17 protein-coding genes and 2 pseudogenes are annotated in these 18,401 nt (G+C 54.0%); 8 read left to right on the plus strand and 11 right to left on the minus strand.

Features of this window, described 5'->3' with window-relative positions; all coding sequences use genetic code 11:
• Position 1 precedes the first annotated feature (1 nt).
• On the minus strand, positions 2-1,975 hold the full coding sequence (locus AB4P92_RS01375; RefSeq protein ID WP_200645881.1) for an ABC-three component system protein: 1,974 nt from the start codon (positions 1,973-1,975) through the stop codon (positions 2-4).
• Between the two features lie 1,027 nt (positions 1,976-3,002).
• Here AB4P92_RS01375 and AB4P92_RS01380 point away from each other — a divergent pair.
• The 3 genes from AB4P92_RS01380 (at position 3,003) to AB4P92_RS01390 (ending at position 6,842) form a co-directional block, all read left to right on the plus strand.
• Positions 3,003-3,296 (plus strand): hypothetical protein, encoded by a 294-nt coding sequence (locus AB4P92_RS01380; RefSeq protein WP_200645882.1) that lies wholly within the window; start codon positions 3,003-3,005, stop codon positions 3,294-3,296.
• A gap of 1,316 nt (positions 3,297-4,612) precedes the next feature.
• Entirely contained in the window at positions 4,613-5,671 is a 1,059-nt protein-coding gene (locus AB4P92_RS01385) for an ArsO family NAD(P)H-dependent flavin-containing monooxygenase (RefSeq protein ID WP_395598698.1), read from the plus strand.
• Between the two features lie 109 nt (positions 5,672-5,780).
• Positions 5,781-6,842: an SDR family oxidoreductase gene (locus AB4P92_RS01390; RefSeq protein ID WP_395598699.1), complete on the plus strand. Its 1,062-nt coding sequence runs from the start codon at positions 5,781-5,783 to the stop codon at positions 6,840-6,842.
• Between the two features lie 443 nt (positions 6,843-7,285).
• Here AB4P92_RS01390 and AB4P92_RS01395 read toward each other — a convergent pair whose 3' ends face one another.
• Positions 7,286-7,771, minus strand: coding sequence for a helix-turn-helix domain-containing protein (locus tag AB4P92_RS01395; protein ID WP_228732720.1), 486 nt, complete (start codon positions 7,769-7,771; stop codon positions 7,286-7,288).
• Positions 7,772-8,077, minus strand: a pseudogene (locus AB4P92_RS01400) (AraC family ligand binding domain-containing protein); the annotation flags it as partial.
• Positions 8,078-8,200: 123 nt separating this feature from the next.
• On the opposite strand from AB4P92_RS01400, the gene AB4P92_RS01405 reads away from it, so the two are divergent.
• The 3 genes from AB4P92_RS01405 to AB4P92_RS01415 all read left to right on the plus strand — a co-directional run bounded on the left by AB4P92_RS01405 (position 8,201) and on the right by AB4P92_RS01415 (position 9,391).
• Positions 8,201-8,665 (plus strand): cupin domain-containing protein, encoded by a 465-nt coding sequence (locus tag AB4P92_RS01405; RefSeq protein WP_115148001.1) that lies wholly within the window; start codon positions 8,201-8,203, stop codon positions 8,663-8,665.
• A 75-nt stretch (positions 8,666-8,740) separates the two neighbouring features.
• On the plus strand, positions 8,741-8,899 hold the full coding sequence (locus tag AB4P92_RS01410) for a DUF2256 domain-containing protein (RefSeq protein ID WP_261735394.1): 159 nt from the start codon (positions 8,741-8,743) through the stop codon (positions 8,897-8,899).
• A 30-nt stretch (positions 8,900-8,929) separates the two neighbouring features.
• Entirely contained in the window at positions 8,930-9,391 is a 462-nt protein-coding gene (locus tag AB4P92_RS01415; protein ID WP_042559115.1) for a PAS domain-containing protein, read from the plus strand.
• A 48-nt stretch (positions 9,392-9,439) separates the two neighbouring features.
• Here AB4P92_RS01415 and AB4P92_RS01420 read toward each other — a convergent pair whose 3' ends face one another.
• The 3 genes from AB4P92_RS01420 to AB4P92_RS01430 all read right to left on the minus strand — a co-directional run bounded on the left by AB4P92_RS01420 (position 9,440) and on the right by AB4P92_RS01430 (position 11,725).
• Positions 9,440-9,697 carry a helix-hairpin-helix domain-containing protein gene (locus tag AB4P92_RS01420; protein WP_200614194.1) on the minus strand — a complete coding sequence of 86 codons (258 nt, stop codon included), beginning with the start codon at positions 9,695-9,697 and terminating at the stop codon, positions 9,440-9,442.
• A gap of 199 nt (positions 9,698-9,896) precedes the next feature.
• Entirely contained in the window at positions 9,897-10,259 is a 363-nt protein-coding gene (locus tag AB4P92_RS01425) for a response regulator (protein ID WP_042559113.1), read from the minus strand.
• A 23-nt stretch (positions 10,260-10,282) separates the two neighbouring features.
• Positions 10,283-11,725: an ATPase domain-containing protein gene (locus AB4P92_RS01430; protein ID WP_200614533.1), complete on the minus strand. Its 1,443-nt coding sequence runs from the start codon at positions 11,723-11,725 to the stop codon at positions 10,283-10,285.
• Positions 11,726-11,892: 167 nt separating this feature from the next.
• Here AB4P92_RS01430 and AB4P92_RS01435 point away from each other — a divergent pair.
• Positions 11,893-11,991 (plus strand): annotated as a pseudogene (locus AB4P92_RS01435) (DUF190 domain-containing protein); the annotation flags it as partial.
• A gap of 6 nt (positions 11,992-11,997) precedes the next feature.
• On the opposite strand, the gene AB4P92_RS01440 reads toward AB4P92_RS01435, so the two are convergent.
• The 5 genes from AB4P92_RS01440 to AB4P92_RS01460 all read right to left on the minus strand — a co-directional run bounded on the left by AB4P92_RS01440 (position 11,998) and on the right by AB4P92_RS01460 (position 16,720).
• A complete protein-coding gene (locus AB4P92_RS01440; RefSeq protein ID WP_042559111.1) occupies positions 11,998-12,861 on the minus strand; it encodes a sensor domain-containing diguanylate cyclase in 864 nt (287 codons plus the stop codon).
• Positions 12,862-13,103: 242 nt separating this feature from the next.
• Positions 13,104-14,132, minus strand: coding sequence for a sensor histidine kinase (locus AB4P92_RS01445; RefSeq protein ID WP_395598700.1), 1,029 nt, complete (start codon positions 14,130-14,132; stop codon positions 13,104-13,106).
• 7 nt (positions 14,133-14,139) lie between these two features.
• Positions 14,140-15,600 carry an ATPase domain-containing protein gene (locus tag AB4P92_RS01450; protein ID WP_042559110.1) on the minus strand — a complete coding sequence of 487 codons (1,461 nt, stop codon included), beginning with the start codon at positions 15,598-15,600 and terminating at the stop codon, positions 14,140-14,142.
• A complete protein-coding gene (locus tag AB4P92_RS01455) occupies positions 15,597-16,031 on the minus strand; it encodes a hypothetical protein (protein WP_395598701.1) in 435 nt (144 codons plus the stop codon). Before AB4P92_RS01455 ends, AB4P92_RS01450 begins: the two co-directional genes overlap by 4 nt.
• Positions 16,032-16,081: 50 nt before the next feature.
• Positions 16,082-16,720, minus strand: coding sequence for a dTMP kinase (locus tag AB4P92_RS01460; protein ID WP_395598702.1), 639 nt, complete (start codon positions 16,718-16,720; stop codon positions 16,082-16,084).
• A 375-nt stretch (positions 16,721-17,095) separates the two neighbouring features.
• Between AB4P92_RS01460 and AB4P92_RS01465 the strand changes: the two genes are divergently transcribed.
• Positions 17,096-18,394, plus strand: a complete 1,299-nt coding sequence (locus AB4P92_RS01465) for an MFS transporter (RefSeq protein ID WP_115148006.1) — start codon at positions 17,096-17,098, stop codon at positions 18,392-18,394.
• Positions 18,395-18,401: the final 7 nt, after the last annotated feature.

Genomic DNA, 18,401 nt, shown 5'->3' on the forward strand with positions numbered 1-18,401 from the left:
TTCAGAGTCCTTTCGCGTTCGTCTCGATGGCTGACTCGCGAGCGAGTAGTCGATCTTGCCATTGCTTAGTGAAGTGTTGCCGCACAGAGGCCAGATTCCCCCGACGCAGAAGATTAAACACCCCAGAACGGGTGACGAGTAAGTATGGCTGGCGCTCGGCGGCCATGCTGGTAGCCGCCTCTGCGTCGTCAGCCATCCCTATGTTCAATAATTCTGAAGGGGAAGCGCTCACGCCTGACAAGATTACGACCGGGGCAGGGGAAGGCCCGATAACCGTCATTAAAGGATCGTCAGATAACTCCCGAACTTCCGGAGCGCTGCCGGCGGGCCCAGACCAGTACTTAAGTGCAATGCTCAGCACCGCCCCACAATTTGGGAAGGATTCCCAGTCTGTGCCACTTCCACCGACCCCAACCGAAACCAACAAAAGAATTTCCACTGCAGTGATCAGCAGGTCTACAGTACGGGGGCCGAGACGAAGAGCATGCTTCGCATTTTTTCCTTCTGTTGGCGGGTACAGAAGCTGTTCCAGAAATTTGCGGCGGCTCATTGGATCCTTTGCGAATCCGTCCAACCAATCCAGCCAAACCGCTTCCATCGCATCAGCGAGGGCCAGATCAGTAATCGCAGTAAGCTTTTCAGAAACGCCTCGAATGAGACGTTGCCACACGAGTTCGTCCATGGCGCTTGCGAGCGCTTCAGCTTCAGCGCGGGCCGCTCCTTGTGTCTTGAATTCATGATCCAGCTCGCACGTGAGCCGCTCAGGGTTCTCCAGCCAAGGTAGGTTGCTCAGGTCGCTTTCTGCGGAGCCGAGTGTGTGACCGACCTCATGGCCAACACTACCGCGCCACGCTGGTAGGCCCAGCATTAAACTCTGACTGCCATTAGGTAAGTGTAAAGCCATGCGCAGTATCGCAGATGGGAGAGTGAGATTTGCTCCGATAGAGGGCGTGTACGGGGCGTAGATCCTGAGCTTCCGGTTCCCAGGGTCGCTGCTCCACATGTGTTCCACAACGCCCTGCGCAGAGCAGGAAGCTCCACCACCAAGATCGTGGGTACCAGCGAACGACCAAGACCTGCCGGCAGGTAAAATTTCTTCGCCTAAAAGATACTGTGCCCAGGTTTCGATATCTGGGCGAAGCTCGTCTTTGAGCTCTTTCAATACCGCATGGCACCCCAAAGTTGAAACGTGGGAGGTGCCCCAGGTGATGTACGTTAACAGCCGTTTAAGCGCACGCTCAGGATTGGTGAAGTGCCGAGCTAGAGTTTCAGAGCAACGTTGCTCCAATGTGGCGTCATTGCCCACGCAGACTATGGTGACTCGACAAAGTACGTCCTTGATCTGAGCCCAATCCCTGAAGCCACACCAAGTAGTCAGCCATGTATAGACCTTAACAGTCGGGCCATCCGTGCTGCTAGCTAGCTCAGTGAGATTGACCCCGTCCTGGCGGCACAGTTTGCATAAGGCATCGACATGGTCAACGGTTAGATCAGCCTTTACCTTCATGCTGGAGCCCACGAGGGTCAACTTGAATTGGCGGTCGGGTAGGGCGTCGAAAGTGCCTTTGCTGGCATGCTTCGCGAGGCTAGCGAACGCTGAATCCAGAACGGAGTCTTCCTTCGGTGGCTTTTTAGGCTTGAGAGGTGCATTCAAAGGGGGCGGGTTGGGGTCAGGTAAGGCCTTCAGAGTGGCTTTCGCAGATTCGTTCTTTGCCTGTTTGGCTTTGTATTTGGCTTTATCAGGATCTTTGGTGCAGAAATCACTGGCTTGGCGTTTGACTTGCAGATGCTCAAAGGAGGCCTGTGAATGCTGGATAACGACGTCATCCCACTCCTCGATACCGCCCTGTTCGGCTCCGATCGCGATTGGAGCGAGCCGTCCATCAAGGAACTTCACCAGCATGTCCGACAAACGCTGAGCTATCACTAGCCTCTCGTAATGAGACTTCTGCTCCAGCCGGAACCGCCTAATCATACCGACATCCCTTCATTTTATTGTTTTCCCGACCAGATCCGCTGGCAGTGTGCCACATGCTAGCATCTGAAATGGCTCAGTGCTGCTCTCCTATCATCACCAAAGTCCGAGCCAGTCGCGTCAGCACGTGCCGCATTAGAAGCTTGCGCGGCATCCAGCTGTCGCAGAGTTGAAGCTTTATCGAAGTCAACAGCCCCGCGGTTGTCCCGTTCAAATCATCCGGTTGGAGAGGGCACGCTTAATCTCGATTATGGGATGTCGAAGGTGACTGGAGAACTTAAACGAGAAGCTTGTTAGGTTGATATGGCACGGCATCGGACTTCACTAGGTCAGAATTACCGTCATAACTGACTGGATATCAGATGAAGTGAAGTTATGCAGAGCCTATAAATTTTCATATCGTTACTCTCAATCGCCGTTTAACCCCCCCCTTATAATCCACTAATAGTCGAGCGATAGATATCGTTTGTGTTTGAAATCGCAAAGCAAGTGGGTTGACGCTGCACCGAAAGTAAGTATCGGAGTAGGGCGACCCGCCACTATATATTTCCTTGCGACAATCTATTTATTGATGGTATCTGTCCTGTAGGAACGGCAATGCCGTTCATCATGCGCGCATTGTTAGCTCCATGATCGCGGACAGAAAACGCACTTCACCGAGCGTGATGCGACGGGTTCATTGTCATGCTATTAGCGGCAGCTTCGCAAAACGGCATTCATTAGTGAACTATTTTATGAGTATTGTCAGTTACGAGCGCAATAATGTTGAAATGGAAGATTTTCGTTTATTGGCGATGATCCTAGCTCATGCAGTGCGAACGCTGTCAATTTATGCTAAACATTGATGACGTAGCTAGCGCGGGAAGCCACCCAACCACGTGAAAGCGCTTCATATCATCTGGTTATAACGGCGTTCTAAGCGCCACGGGATCTTTACGACTTCGGTAACACTGCTTTTTTTGAGCAGACAAACGGTCGCCCTGGATGGGCTAAACTTGAGCATCAACGGTATGCGGAGCGAAGCCTCATGAATGCCCCTCATCGATCCGATGCAATCTACCTCGCTCAAAAACGAATTAGCGAGCTAGAGCTGGAAATCAGCACTCTTCGCAGAGAGCAGCAGTCGCAGCGCGAGATAGATTTTATGGAGAAGCTTAAGCTGCTGATGCAGAAATTCAGCCTCCAGCCAGCTGAGGTGATAGCAGTGCTCGAGCTGCGGGGGGATCTTGATCGTAAGCTTTTCAGTTGCGAGACTACCTACAAGCTGAAGCATATTTTAGGCCTTAAGGAAGTGGATGCCTCTCATAGGCCACCCAGATGAAGAATCGTTCTAGAGGCGGGCGAGGGAGGACATCCGAATCTGATCGGGCGCATGCCGTACTTGACGAAAATTTCCAATCAAATGCACATTTGATTGCTCGACTTTTTGAGTTAGACAGGAAGATTGCTTCCGATTACGAAGCTGCTTGTGCGTTGCTAGAACTCTCAGATGTTGTCAATACAGTGCGGTTTTTGGCGGAGTTGGACAGTTTGGCGACGAGCTATAATATTTCGCCTAGGGAAATAATTACGCTTTTGGAGTCGAAGAACTATTAGAGTGCTGTCGCTCTGAATACAACAGAAACCAGCTCAACTAAATAACTCTTTAGTTGAGCTATTATGCAAATAGTCATCAAGAGAGAAGGTGGGAAATATTACCACCAGGCATTAAAACCAATTTACGAGCGAGTGACGCCATATTAAAGGCTCGGAATGAATTTGGCTCGGTATCCCCCTATTCGCTTCGAGACTTAAACCGAGCCCAGCTAGACGCTAGGAAAGCCAGCAAGCTAACTGGTGGCTGATCGCTTCACTGGAGAGCGAAAAAAGGCGCATTAGAACTTGCTTAGCCCATAAGTCCGTACATTCTAGAGAGGCATAGCTGTGGCGCTGCCACCAGATTCGCTTCTTTGCGTTCAGCTTATCAAAGTTACTTCCAAAGCAACGGCAAGACCTTTTGTCTGAAAGTTTCGCGGCAGATGACACTCCGTGATCTGATAATAGGCTATAGAAAATGTCTCCAGAGTCAGCGCAAAAATTGTTTGAGCTTTTACGGTGTAGGCTTACAGCCAACCGGCCAATGATCATATCTATGAGTGCCTGGTTGAGATTCAGAAGACTTTTGGTTTGGAACTGACTTTGATCTCAAGTAAACAGTAGACAGCATCGCAAGGAAGTGTTTTGCCGGCTGGTCTTTTATCAGCAGACGGTGATGGTCAGATTTGTGCGGATGAGCTCTTAATCCAGGTTGCTTCCAAACCTAGTGTCAAAGTCACTTCGACGTCCTGTTACCGGGCTCAAGGAACAGCGGCGTCAGAAGCAGCGCGGGAGGTTTAATTCCTGTGGGCAACCGGGTCAATCTCGCAATATCTTGTTACGTGTAATGTATATTATGTTAAATCATGCGTTATGTCAGATATGTTACATCGACGACAAGCTGCCCTCGCTTCGACCGCCAGTTTCGTGGTCGGCGCAGCGTTGCCGCTGGCAATAGCCTTCACAGCGCCAACGGACAGCGTTGTATCTTGAGCAACATCAACAAACGTCCGCTTCGAATGGATTAACTTAACCTGACCTTCGCCGACCCAAGGATTCCCCATGCCTGCCGAAGTGGATGTTGCGATTATTGGCGGTGGCCAGTCCGCACTCGCCGTGGCTTACTTCCTGCGCCGTACCGGGCGTTCCTTTGTGATTATTGATGCCGAAGCGGGACCGGGTGGCGCCTGGCGGCATGGCTGGGATTCCCTGCGACTGTTTTCACCGTCGGCCTGGAGCTCCATCGCCGGTTGGATGATGCCTCCGGTCACTGACGGCTACCCAAGTCGCGACAACGTACTCGATTACCTGCGCCAGTATGAGCAACGCTACCAATTTCCTGTCGATCGGCCCTACTGGGTCAACGCTATTGAGCGTCGGGGCAATCACCTCCACGTAAAAGCCCAGGGCCGCAGTTGGCTGGCCCGCACCGTGGTCAGCGCGACCGGCACCTGGCGCCATCCCTACCTGCCGCATTACCCCGGCAGCGAAACCTTTACCGGCCAGCAATTGCATTCGGCCCACTACGTTAACGCCAAGCCGTTTGCCGGGAAAAAAGTCCTGGTGGTGGGCGGTGGCAACTCCGGCGCACAGATCCTCGCTGAAGTCTCGCAAGTGGCCGATGCCACCTGGGTCACTCCGCAGCCGCCAGAGTTTCTTGCCGATGACGTTGATGGACGGGTGCTCTTCGAACGCGCCACCGAACGCTTGAAAGCGCAGCTGGCCGGCATCGTCATTGAAAAGCCGGTTGGCGGCTTGGGCGATATCGTGATGGTGCCGCCAGTCGTCGAGGCTAGGGAGCGCGGCGTGCTGCACGCGGTTCGGCCGTTCCTGCGTTTCACCGAGACCGGCGTGACGTGGGCTGATGGCTCGCAAACGCCAGTCGACGCAGTGATCTGGTGCACCGGCTTCCGCCCTGCCCTCGGCTATTTGGAATCCCTGGGCGTGTGTACCGCCGACGGGCGCGTGGCCGTAAAAGGTGCGCATTCGATTCAGGAACCGCGTTTGTGGTTGGTGGGTTATGGCGACTGGACAGGCGCCGCTTCGGCGACACTGATCGGCGTGACCCGAACGGCGCGCAGTACCGTTGAGGAAATTGAGCGGTTTTTGATGGAGCAGTGAGTCGGCTGTTGTGAATCAAGCCACGCACAACGAACGCCAATGCGAGTCCGGTTTAGGTTGAACCTCTGCTGCTCAGGCGGACTCCCAAACCTAAATCCAGGAGAAACGTATGACCCATACAGCTTTGGTCGTGGGTGCCAGCGGCATCGTCGGCAGCGCCATCACTCAATTACTCATCGATAACAAGTGGCAGGTCGCCGCGCTGTCGCGGCATCCGTCACAAGTGCAAGGCGTGATACCTGTCGCGGCAGACCTTCAGGATCCCGCTTCGTTGGAACATGCGCTGGCGGATTTGAAACCCACTCATGTGTTCATTACCACATGGTCACGGCAAGCCACAGAAGCCGAGAACATTCGCGTTAATGCCGCCATGGTACGCAACGTACTCGCCGCCATTCGCCCAGCCAATAGCGTTGAGCACGTAGCGCTGGTAACTGGGCTAAAACACTATCTCGGCCCTTTCGAAGCCTATGGTAAAGGCAGCCTTCCGCAAACACCGTTTCGCGAAGAGCAAGGTCGTCTGGATGTCGAGAATTTCTATTACGCCCAGGAGGATGAGCTTTTCGCCGCAGCTGAAAAGGACGGCTTCACCTGGAGCGTTCATCGCCCGCATACCGTTACTGGAGTTGCTGTAGGCAATGCGATGAATATGGCAACCACCCTCGCCGTCTATGCCTCAATTTGCAAACAAACCAATCGCCCTTTTGTGTTTCCAGGATCAAGCGTGCAATGGGACAGCCTTACCGATATGACGGACGCCCGGCAGTTGGCGAAACAACAATTGTGGGCGGCCACCACGCCGGCTGCGGCGAATCAGGCATTCAACGTCACTAATGGCGATGTGTTTCGATGGAAGTGGATGTGGAGCCGAATTGCCGACTACTTCGACTTGCCTGCTGCCGATTATCCCGCTTCAGTGTCACCTCTTGAGAAGCAGATGGCTGACGACCAAGCCGTATGGACGCGAATAGTCGCGGAACACGGTTTGAACGAGTCGGATATTGGTCGCCTGGTGTCCCCATGGCATACCGATGCAGACCTCGGTCGACCCATCGAAGTTGTCACGGATATGTCGAAAAGCCGTGCAATGGCATTCACTGCCTACCAAGCGAGTGATCAAGCATTTTTCGATGTGTTCGACAAACTACGCGAGATGCGCTTGATACCTTAGGTCGTGCCACAACACATATGCTCAAATGATTCCAAGGAGAGGAGAAAGAAAAACGTCCGAGGTGCTTTGTGGGCCCATTGGTGAGAACGCCGGGCATATAAAGCAGGGTTTAGCGAGGCTCAAAAAAGCATCGTGAGCCTTTGCCCGAAGAAGCGATAGCCTGGGGATCGACATTAGGTCTCCAGGCTTTCCCGTATTCAGTGCATCGCACCTCAGCAAGCGATGACTAGAGCTAGGTACACAGCTTCTCACGTACGCCAAGACATATACGTCGGCTCTTGAGCTGGCTGTGTATTCAGCGAATCCTCCTGGCATTCGCTTCTATGAGAACCAACGCTTTGAAATTCTCAATGAACGTTTGGATGAGCACACTTGCCACCTTGAGAGATTGATGCGCTGGGGCATCTGATTCACGCCCCTTCTTTCAGAATGCTGTTTTCAGGCTATTGCCCTTTGTACCCAACGCTAGGCAATGAAACATATTTTGCGGGAGTGGTTCCGAGCGCCAGCTTGAACATCCTGATGAAGCTCGTTACGGCCTCATACCCTAGGTCTCCTGCTACTTGCTGGACGCTCTTCCCCTCAGCCAACAACTTCAGCGCGACCATCAGATGAAGCTGTCGACGCCATTTACCGAACGACATCCCGGTGTCCTTGAACAGCTGTCGTGAAAATGTGCGTTCGCTCATCCCGCCAAAACTTGCCCATTGCTCTAGCGTTCTTCTGCTATCAGGAGCCTGGATTAATGCTTCAGCTACCCGTTGTAACCTCGAATCTGCGGGTATTGGAAAATGTGTGCTCACCCTTGGCATAGCGCTCAACTCTTCAACCAGTAAATGGGTGATGAGATCTTTACTGAGAGTAGTGCGGTCGCTGCGACCCTCGCATAGCTCAATAATCATTTCGCGCAACATGGCACTGATACTCAACGTACAGCACTCGTCTGGAAGAGTGGATGCTGAGGGTGTGATGAAAAGGAAATAGCCGTGGGCGTTCGAAGAGGCGCGACTCTGATGCGGGACGCCGGCGGGAATCCAGAGAGCGCAATGTGGTGGCACTATCCAATGGTTATCAGCAACCTCGCACGCGACAACCCCTTGCATAGACAACACCAGTTGCCCTTGCTCATGAAGATGAGTATTTGATCTCGTGAGTCCCTCACTTAAGGCAGTAAAACTAATCGCAGTTACGATTTTTCCTGACGCGCCGGAAGGTAGAAGTAGATGCTTTGCCATTTTGACGTTTTTTGCATATTAATTGACCGGATATACAAATCCTACCACGGCTGATCCCAATAAAATCCTCCACAAGCTTGAGATGGCTATCCCCCATCTGCCCGGAAATCACTGGAGGAAGGTATGAGTAGTAATTCGATTAAAGCCCGCATGATCAGCTCTGATGAGGGGCATCACGTTTTGCACCCTACAGGCGCCCGCATGAACATCAAGGTGTTTGCTACCGAAACGGGAGGAGTCTATTCGCTTATGGAGACCGTACTCCCACCCGGAGGTGAAGTGCCGCGACATATACATGAGGGTGAGGATGAAAATAACTATATCCTCGAAGGACAGTTAACCATGCAGATTGGCGAGGTTTTTCACTTGGCAGGGCAAGGCAGCTACGTCGTTGCTCCGCGCGGCGTACAGCAGTATTTTAAGAACGACGGTGACAGCGACTGTCGATTTCTCACCACCTTTACTCCTGGAGGAGCAGAAGGTTTTTTCAGGGAGGCCGGTGAATTGATACGTCGTCTGGCTCCCGAAAGGCCCACTCCGGAAGAACTGCTCCAGCTCCAGCAAAGATATGGTCTGAGCTATCTATAAAAGTGAAAAAGAACCGAGGCATCTTTGGGCTGTACCATCAGATGTTGTTCGCTCGATAGACGATGGTGAGTCATTTTGAAAAAGAGTGAGCTACCGGTAAAAACCTGCGTGACCTGCGGCCTTCCCTTCACATGGAGGAAAAAGTGGGCACGCTGCTGGCAGGAAGTCCGCTACTGCTCGGAGCGTTGCCGGCGCAAATCACCTTTAAAAGTCAGATCGCAAAGGTTGGTATAGACTTGCGTGAAAGTCACAGGGACTCTGGAAATGATCAATGCAGAATTGCTGAAACTGATGATCGAGGCATCCAACGATGGCATCGTTGTGGCAGAGCAGGAAGGTGATGAGAACGTTCTTATATACGCCAACCAAGCCTTCCAGCGCCTGACGGGCTACAGCTCTGATGACACCTTGTATCAGGATTGCCGGTTCCTGCAGGGCGATGACCGAGACCAACCAGGCATTGTGGCTATCCGCGAGGCAATAAAGAACTTTCAGCCTTGCCGGCAAATCATTCGAAACTATCGCCAAGACGGCAGTGCTTTCTGGAATGAGCTGTCGATTACCCCAGTGTTCAACGACGCAGATCAACTCACCTATTACATCGGCATCCAGAAGGACGTTACTGTTCAGGTCGAGGCGAGCGAGCGTGTCCGCGAGTTGGAGGCTGAAGTCGAGAATCTGAAAGCCCAGTTGACGGAATTACAACGAAACGCTTCATCGATTTAAAGAGCCATAGAAAACGGCAAAACAAGTCCGTTCACATACAGCCAAAAGTCACTCTGTCACCGATAATCTTGGCGTGGAGCTCTTTGCGAGCTCAATGGCAGCGTTAATGGCGGCTCGAGCCTGGGGGCTGTTCTTCCAACAAGTAGATCCCACTGCAGCCGATGCCTGGGCCAAAATGTCACAAACATCCGCTTTGCTGAGCATTGCCAGGGAGTCAAACCCCATCTGTTCAAGGCGAGCGATAACGGTTGGTCCTACGCCCTTCAATGCCAAAAGGGCTTGCTGTTCCTTCAGGGTAAATGGCATCCGTAACCTCCTGTTCTCGGCCAGTTAGCTACTGACTCTGCCCTACTTCGGCGGCCATCTCAATAGCCAGCGATGAGCCGCCGAGTTGCCTCTGAATCGCGGCCAAACCAAGCAGAACCAACGTCAATAAGATGCTGCCACCCACCTGAAGGCAACCAAGCTTGAGACTCATGAAGGTATGCATGTTCGAGACAGCTGACTAATCAGCAGCCAAGAGCTTTTTAACTTCGGCGATGATCAAGTCGATGTCGAATGGTTTTGCCAGTACGGCATCAAACAGATCTGATCTCTGCATACCGATATGTGCCTGAGCACCGCTCATCAAGATGATCGGCAATTGACTAGCTGAAGGGAGAGCTCGAACGGCTGTAGCGAACTCCAGCCCGTCCATGACCGGCATCATGAAGTCGGTAATGATCAAGGCGGGTCGCTCTCTATCCAGTATCTCGAGCCCTTTTCGACCGTTGCTGGCCGTCACCACCATGAACCCCTCATCCTCTAGCGCAAAGCTGAGAATGTCAGCGATCAAATACTCGTCGTCGACGACCAGGATGGTGGACATGTTAATTCAACCCACTCAAAAGCTTAAGAAATTGAACCGGGCGATGACTCAGCGGGAACTGATGGTTCACGTCTTGAAGCCTTTTCCAGGAAAACATCTTGATTACGGATCACGACCACAAATCGCGAAGGATCGTAGGAGCTGTCTCGTATTTTAAGAATGGAAAGCGTCCTGCTAAGTTCAGATTGATTCTCAGAGAACCGCATGAGCATGAGATTGTCGACGATGCTGGACAGGTCCGAGTTCGGCGCGCTGACCTCGGAGCCGAAAAGATCGCGCATTTCCCAAGAGGCAAATACGGTAACGCCTCTGGATCGCAGCTCGTTCATCAGTGCACTGAAGAAATCAGTAATCCGCGCCGGATTTGTCGAGACTCGCGTCATACCGCTCAGGCTATCGATAAACAGGCGCTTGATGCCCTTTTCTTCAACGAGATTCAGTAGGCGTGCGCCCAAACCATCCAGGAGGCCCTCTGTGGTGGGTTGCCATGCGATGGTCAGTGCGCCGCTGTCTTCCATGCTTTTTAAATCGATGCCCAGTGATTGGCCCTTGAGTCGCAGCCGTTGGGGACTTTCGTAGAAGCCGAAATGCAGACCCGGCGCTTCCACGGTCGACTCGGCCAGGAATTTGAGGCCCAGCGTCGTTTTACCAATCCCGGAGGGGCCTATGACCAGAGACACACTGGAACTGTGCAGGCCTCCGCCCAAGATGTCGTCCAGTGATTCAATGCCACTGGCGATACGCGTCATGTCGGCGCTGTCGGGAGAGGACGGATGGCTGTAGAGACTTTCGAGCCGTGGATAAACAACCAGGCCATTGTCGGTAATTTCACACTCGTGAAGGCCGGTCATTGCTCCGCTGCCGCGAGTTTTACGCAGCTGAATTCGACGCACCGAGCGAGTGCCATACAACTCTTCGCCCATCTCGATCACGCCATCAACCATCGTGTGCTCAGGACTGCCATCGTCAAGGCGAGAACTGGTTAGAAACAGCACCGTGCAACCAGCGAACGCGGCGTGCCCTTGCAACTCAGAGATGAATTTCTTGGTGTCGATATGGGAATCAGCTTTTGAACGCGCATTTAGCAAGCCGTCGACCACCATCACGGTGGCTTTCTGACGGCTTATCTCACGCCGAAGCAGCTTCACTACTTCATCCAAACCTTCGTTTTCCAAAGTATCGAATGCGCTGACGAACTGGATTTCAGCCCCGACTTTGGAAGAGTCGAAGAAGCTCAGAGTCGAAAGAAATTGAAAAAGGCGATCGTGTGACTCGGCCAGCAGCGTTGCGACTAGAACCCGCCCACCCTTTTGCGCGTGATGGAACCCAAGCTGGTTGGCCAAGATCGTTTTTCCAGACCCTGGGCGCCCTTGGATTATGTATGAAGAGCCCGCTACCAGCCCGCCCTTGAGCAGAGCGTCGAGCCCTTCGATTCCACTTTCGAGGCGTTTTAGCTTTTCCACAATGCGACCCTGATCTGAAAAACAGGCTGTTTAAGCCGAATGGGGGAATGCTAACGCCATTTTCGCTCTGGGCCAATGCACTAATTGGTGGCATGCGTTTACTTACAACATGCTGGACGCCTACCTCGGTTTGATTGCTTGGAGCAGCTTGAATCATCGGTAGGCGCTGCGAATGGATCGTCGATAAGGCTATAGAGATGGAGTTACGCGGCGCCACGCTCTGCACTGGAATTGAAGGGTTTGGACATACCGGACAGCTACATTCAGCCCCACGCTTAACTCTCCAAGGAGCGATATCTCTTCATTCGGTACATTTCACTATCCGAATGGGTGAGCAGTGTATCGGCATCATTTCCGTGCTCGGGATAATAGGCAACGCCAATACTGCACAATGGCATCTTGAGTGTGCCGAACTCAGGGCCGAGTGGCTCAGCCATGACGTTGTGAATCTGCTCTAGCTTTTCGGAAATCGTGTCCCTCGACTGGACGTCTGTTAGCAGCACCGTGAATTCATCGCCGCCAATGCGAGCCACGGTGTCTGTCTCACGCACACAGCTTTTCAGACGCTGGGCAACAATGCACAGAACACTATCTCCCGCTGCGTGACCATGGACATCATTGATACTCTTGAAATCATTTATATCCAAAAAAAGCAGAGCTAGCTCATTACCATGGCGCTGCGCAGTCTGCAGTGCAGATATCAGTCGATCACTAAAGAGCGACCGATTGGTTAATTTCGTCAGCGGGTCGTGATGAGCGAGGAAGCGTAACTCCTCCTCGGCTTTAGCTAAGGCTGTAACGTTTCTAGCGACCCCAATCCTGGCACCGACCTCCTCCGACCAGAATGCAGCCCACAGGATGTACACGACTGCCCCATCCTTGCGGATGTAACGGTTCCGGAAATCGAAATGAGGTTGGCCATTCATGACCCGGGAAATCGAAGCTCGCGTCGCATCCAAATCTTCAGGATGCATATAGCTGGTGATACTGGTGCCAATCAGCTCATCAGGAAGGTAGCCCAATAGGGCCTTACAGGCATCACTCACAAAAACAATGTGGTCGCTTTCATCAACCACAAAAACAGTATCCAACATTAAGTGGATCAGTTTGGGGTAGAGCGCTTGAAGATCGATGGCCATAAGTCATGTGGGTCTGAGTCGTTGAGCGCGATCATATCCCGATTTACAGGGTGGACTACGAGGAATCTTGGTGGAAGTGGAATCCCGTCGCTTAGGCCGTCTAGAGTGGTTGCGTCCGCGGTGTAATTCCGGACGTTCGTTGGCGATTTACCATCGCCCTATACGCGCTCGCTGAAAAGCGCCCAGTGGTACGGGGAGCGTCAGTGACCATCAGTTTTTTACCGGCTGACGCAAAAGAAAAGCTAGGGATTTAACAGCGGTATTTTCAATACGAATTCGCTTCCCTTGCCTTCCCCCGCACTTGTGCCGGTCACTGTTCCACTATGGGCTTCAACCAACTCGCGCACCACCGTCAGACCAATGCCTAAGCCTGCGCCATTGAAACCCACTGCATGATCATCCTGGACAAACGGCTCAAAGATGAAAGGCAGCGCTTTGGCTGAGATACCAATGCCGGAGTCCCGAATGCGAATTTCCAGCAGATTGGCTTCAACGGAAACGGCAAGTGTGACAGTGCCACCTTTGGGCGTGTACTTGGCTGCGTTACCCAGCAAATTATCAAGAATCTGCGTCAGCCTTACAGGATCGCCGTTCACCGCTAAACGAGATTCCAAGCGTTCTGAGCTGAAACTCAAGCCGTGGGCGAGCATGACCGGAGTATAGATCGCTATTGCGTCACTAATGATGTCAGCCATATTAGTAACCTGGAAGTTCAGGCGAAATTTACCGGTGGAAGCACGAGCAATGTCGAGCAAATCTTCCACCAGCCGGGACATCCGCTGTACTTGGCCTTCAATCAATAGCTGCATGCGTGGCAATTCTTCGCGAGGCATTCGCACCAGCCGGCCAGCAATCATGCTGATGGGCGTCAGTGGATTTCGCAGCTCGTGGGCCACTACAGAGAGGACATTGCGCTGCTGCTCCAGTGCCTGTTCAGCTGCAATTTGCAGGTCTTGGGCACTAAGCGCTGCGATAACCAATCGCTCATTGGCTTCACGCATTTCCAAGTACAGATGCTGTTCTGCCTGAGCATTTTTCTGATCTTCAACATCCGACTGCGCCGATAAAATTGCCAGCACTAACTGCTGATTGGCCTCAATGAGTTGCTCGACTTGCAAGGTATCGACAAGCTGGCTGTTGGCTTCGCTGAGTTGCTTTTGCAGCGCCGCGAGTGCCGCACGAGCCGCGACCGTTTTCCGGCCCAGTAGGAACAGCTCGCGTGCAGCAGTGGCTAAAGCCTGTTCATTCTTGCCGCTGGCCTCACTCATCATTCTTCGCTCATCTATCGACCTTGTTCAAAACCTGCCTTGTCGGTCGCCCACCGAGCAAACCTTCCTGCTCCGGCAACATGTCACCGATGTGTAGGCCGCTATCATCAATGAAGTACTGACGTAACTCATCAGAGTGCGCACTGGCGCGAACCTTGACCACGGCCATGATGCGCAGCAACCGGCTCTGCACCTCAATATAGCGCTGGACGATGATTGCATCCGTCAGAAACGCCGTGCCGTAAGGGCTGAAACGCAGATCGGTGTAACGATCTTCCAACTCCGAGGTCATCAAGACACTGACCCCGGAATTGGTCAGCGCCGTGACCATGCGCGACAGCGACTCGCGAAAATCCTCGCGAAAGGTCGGCGCCACTGCCAGTTCGAAGCCCGACAGCGAGTCGATGACCACGCGAGTGGCTTTCAGCCGAGTGATCTCGCCGAGCAACAGCTGGACAATTTCGTCAATCGAGAGATCGGGAGCGCGACTATCCACCAGACCGACCTGCCCGCTCGCAATCAAACCCGACAGGGTCGCATTCTGCGAGTGATTGGGCCGTTGTTCGAATACTGCGATCACGCCGGTTTCACCATTGCGCGCGCCTTCGGCGAGGAAGGTCGCCGCGAGGATGCTTTTGCCTGACCCCGATGGGCCGGCCACCAGCAACGAATAGCCCCGAGGCAGACCTCCCCCGAGCATCTCGTCGAGCTGCGCTACCCCCATGCTCAAGCGCTTGATCGGTGATTGCGGCGGCGTATCAAACGGGCTGGCGATTACGGGTGCAAAAACCTTGATCCCGGAAGTTGCAATGCGGAAGGTGTGCAGGCCCGGCAACGTCGGTTGGCCGCGCATCTTCATGATTTCCAGCTTGCGTACCATGGAGTTGCGCTGAACGCTTTGTCGAAGCCAGATCAGGCCATCGGCCACGGTGAAAATCGGGTTGGTGTCGGTTTCAGTGAAATACTCGCCGATGAGGAACGTCGTCGCTTGCCACGTCGTCATTAGCATGCCCAGTTGCTGAACGAACTGCGGAAGGTTGTTGTTGGGGTTGTCCTGGGTCTGGCTGGCCAGCACCACGGAGCGGAACGAATCGACAAACACCAGCGCCGGCGAATGCGCTTCGACTTCGCTGACGATGCGCCGCAGCACCTCGTCCAGATCCCCGGCCAGGGTATCGTCGGCCAGGTTGATGTAACGGATCGACTGGTTGATCGCTTCGCTGTCGAAAAAGTCGAATTGCTGCTGATAACGCAGCATCTTCAATGGCGGTTCACCCAGGACGGTAAAGAACAGCGCCGGGCGTTCGGGCGTTGCCAGGGCAAACATCATCTGGTGGGCCAGCGTGGTCTTGCCGCAACCAGGAGGGCCGGCAATCAGATTGAACGAAAATTCCGGCAATCCTCCACCCAGCACCTCGTCCAGTCCAGGCACGCCGGTGGCCAGACGGTTGATAGTCACTTTGGTGCTCATGGCGAATTTTCCTGCGAGGGGGTGTCGCTCAAAGAAGGTTCCCACACGCCACGAAGCAAACTAGCGGTGAGCGAGGGCCCGATCAGTGTGGTCAGAAGCTCGTAGAAAGTAGTCAGCAACACTTCACCACAAAACAGTGCTTCGGTGTCCTGCTGCTCGACGAGTACGGATTTAAGGGCAATAAGATCCATCGCGGCCGGCAGACTGTCATAAGTGCCGGCGAGATGCGGATGAGCAGAAACACACAGATGTAAACTGCGCCGGTACAGGGCGACAACCTCTTGCTGGCCAATAATCGGCGTAAGGGCTGCGTCCATAGCCTGCAATTTCGCAACAATCGCCTCGGCGATGCTTGCAGTGTCAGCATTAAGACCGACACCCTGCGCCAGAGAAGCTACGATCCGGCGGCTCTCTTCGCTAAGCGTGGACATGGCTGACTGATATCTGATGAGCAGAATCTGATGGTACACCCTCAAGCGAACTATTGAGTCCCCCTCCCCCAGTTTCGTGCCAACATCACCTGATAGATCTGAGTTACCACCTGCGTCGTCGCCTCTTCGATTGTTCCTTCATTACGACAGAGAACCCAACCGTGGTCGGCTACCGCTTTTTCGAACGACTCGGTACACGCAACGTGCTCTGCATATTTCTGAATCACAGTGCCGCCCAGTCCTCGCGAACGTGTCGAGGCCCTTGCCCATGAAATTTCCGGTTCGGTAACGACGCCGACATGCAGGTCTGGCACTTGTACGTTTCGATCCATGTTCAACTGGAGGATGTCGGAAAACGGGACTGATTGCCGAAACGCAGCGTCAGATGGATACCAGCGATCAATCAAGATGATGCTGTCTGGCGGCTGTTTCGTCAGCACGTGACGGGAAATCCAGCTACGGCTTTCAGCAAAACCCTGGCATACAGCCCACTCCAGATCCGTGGAGGGATTTCGGGCGAGATTGTTAACCAGGGCCATGGTTTCACCCCTGAAAGGATCGCTTTTTCTCTCGCAAAGCCGGATGACTTTCTGGTTGCCCGCGCGCAGTACCTGCGTAATGGCCTCCAGCAGTGTGGTTTTGCCGGTGCCCTTGGGCCCATCCAGAGAAACAAACAGCGGACGATTCATTGTTCACACAACAACTGAGACATTGATGAGCACTGTAACCTCATTCCGGGTATTCCATTAGCTCACCCCTGCCCCTTGCTGAGGCTTTGCAACATTTGTGCAGTGCAAAACGATGACCTGTCGTTATGTCTGAGCCTTGATCGGCCTGCGTCCAACTGCCGCAGCAAACAGCCATTGGCAAATTCCGCACAAGCCTTAGAATCCGCGCGCTCTTGCAGTCGCCAGATTTGGCGCCCGAGGCATACCTGACGGGCTGGCCCCACCTCGGACTCAACCGCCCCGCCCGTTCGGCGGGCACTTGCACCCCACACACTTCGGCTTGGCAATCGCATGCGCAGAGGCGCGCGTTCTGCTGTTCGTTTTCTAGAGGTTTTTATGTCTGCGCGTTTGCTGGCCATGGCGCTGGCGCCCTTGCTTGGGCTGTTCATTGTTGCGCTGGGCAACGGTTTCATGTCGTCCCTGACCACCCTTCGACTGGACGCTGCCGGTGCGTCGACCACGATGATCGGTATCGTCTCTTCGGCCTACTTCATTGGTTTGACCCTGGGCGCCGTGTTCAATGACCGTTTGATTTTGCGCATCGGTCATATCCGCGCCTACGGCAGCTTTGCCTCGCTGATCGCGGTGACCATCCTGCTGCAAGGGTTGTTCTATGACACGTGGGGCTGGTTTGCCCTGCGCCTGATCAATGGCTGGGCCACGGTCGGTGTGTTTCTGGTAATCGAAAGCTGGCTGTTGCTGGCAGGTGACGCGAAGATTCGCGGGCGCTTGCTCGCGTTGTACATGATCGTCTTGTACGGCGCCGGCGTGCTGGGCCAGGCAACGCTGGGGAGAATTACCGGATTGAGCGACAGCGCACCGTTCATGGTCGCTGGCATGCTCGCCTCGTTTTCAGTGCTGCCGATCGTGATCCTGCCGCGAGTCTCGCCTCTGCTCGATCAAGTGGAGCCGCTCAAGCCACGGCAATTGTTGGGCGTGACGCCGACCGGGCTGGTCGGTTGTTTCGGCTCGGGTATCACCATCGCGGCGATTTACACCTTGCTGCCGCTGTACCTGCAACGCAGCGGTCTGAATGTCGGCGAAGTCGGTAGCATGATGGCCTGGACAATTCTCGGCGCGATGCTCCTGCAATACCCGGTCGGACGCTGGTCCGACCGCAAGGACCGCTTGCAGGTGCTGACCCTTCTGACCGTGGCGTGCAGCGCATTGTCGCTGGTGATCGTCGTACTGCCGTTGTCCTCGACCATGCTCGCCGCGATGTTGTTTTTGCTCGGCGGCGGTGTGTTCGCGCTTTACCCGGTTGCCGTCAGCCACGCCGCTGATCGCGCCCCTGCCGAAGCGTTGGTGCCGATGATTCAGGGCTTGCTGCTGATCAACTCGCTGGGCTCGGCGATCAGTCCGATGATGATCTCGCCGGTGATGAATTCGTTCGGTGCCAATGGCCTGTTCTGGGTATTTGCGCTGGTCAATCTGTGCATGGTCACTTTCTTCCTGTGGCGACGTGGCAAACGCCCGGTTCCGGCCAACCCCGCGCCTTTCGCGGCGGCGGCGACCTTCTCGCCGACAGGTGCGGAGTTGCGGGTGACCGAAGATCTGCGTCAGGCGGTGCAGGATCATCCCCCGATGGTTGACGCGCTGAGCGGCGAGCCTTCGCCGCAATGTGAAGCACGCTAAGCTCATT

The sequence above is a fragment of the Pseudomonas sp. A0308 genome (genome assembly GCF_044218815.1).
GTDB lineage: Bacteria > Pseudomonadota > Gammaproteobacteria > Pseudomonadales > Pseudomonadaceae > Aquipseudomonas > Aquipseudomonas iridis.